Origin of the sequence: Alcanivorax profundi (assembly GCF_003597125.1) — a bacterium.
GTDB classification, from domain to species: domain Bacteria; phylum Pseudomonadota; class Gammaproteobacteria; order Pseudomonadales; family Alcanivoracaceae; genus Alcanivorax; species Alcanivorax profundi.
Genome location: NZ_QYYA01000087.1, coordinates 1 through 515, shown reverse-complemented (window position 1 = coordinate 515; position 515 = coordinate 1). Strand labels below are relative to the sequence as shown.

Annotated in this window: 1 protein-coding gene; it reads left to right on the top strand. The window is 43.3% G+C overall.

The features are described 5' to 3' along the window. Positions 1-106 precede the first annotated feature (106 nt). On the top strand, positions 107-515 hold a 409-nt coding region (locus tag D4A39_RS19135; RefSeq protein ID WP_497707270.1), incomplete at its 3' end, for a hypothetical protein.

Here is a 515-nt window from a genome sequence, read left to right as displayed (position 1 = left end):
TTAGCAATGAATGTATGAAACCATCGCATCTCAAACGACATCTAACAACCAAACACACAGCACTTAAGGACAAACCTGTGGGTTTTTTTTACGAAAACGTGATGAACTGAATCATTCAAAGTCCACCATTCAATCCTGTGGTACACCTATAATCAAAGCACAGGAAGCTTCATATCGTGCCAGCCTCCGGATAGCCAAAGCCGGTAAGCCGCACACAATTGGGGAACAACTGTGTCTACCTTTAGCTCAAGAGATGACACGCATTATGTGTGGAGAGAAAGCTGCCAAAGAGTTAAACTTGGTGCCGCTTTCAAATGACACTGTGTCACGGAGACTAAAAGACATGGCTAACGATGTTAAAAAGACATTGATTGAGCGCGTTACGAACAGTCAATATTTTGCCATCCAGCTTGACGAGACTACAGATGTCGCAGATCTGGCCTATTTATTGGTTTACGTGAGATATGAAAATGATGGTGCAGCTCAGGAGGACTTTATGTTCTGCCAGTCACTTG